Annotated in this window: 1 protein-coding gene; it reads right to left on the reverse strand. The window is 47.0% G+C overall.

Annotation, left to right across the window (positions count from 1 at the left end; all coding sequences use genetic code 11):
- Positions 1-205, reverse strand: a 205-nt coding sequence (locus tag O4G76_RS21180) for a hypothetical protein (RefSeq protein ID WP_269399064.1), incomplete at its 3' end; no start/stop codon positions are given.
- Positions 206-251 lie beyond the last annotated feature (46 nt).

A 251-nucleotide genomic window follows, 5' to 3' on the forward strand; every position in this document is an offset into this window, starting at 1 on the left:
CTGAAAGCCCCCCACATATAGGTAGAAGCTCATCTTCTTCATAACAGACAAAGAGCTTTTCTTTGTCTGCACACGCGCCAGCGAGAAGGAGAAGATAATCATCCCAAGCCACATTCATGAACTCAGAAACAACACCATCCTTACCATACGAAACAATAAAGTAGTGACCTCCACTCTCAAATGTGACAGCAACATTGCCAGCCACGGACAGGTGTTCCGCTAGACTTTCTCCCAGCAAACAACCGCCAGAC

Source organism: Limimaricola sp. G21655-S1 (assembly GCF_027213785.1).
Classification (GTDB): domain Bacteria; phylum Pseudomonadota; class Alphaproteobacteria; order Rhodobacterales; family Rhodobacteraceae; genus Limimaricola.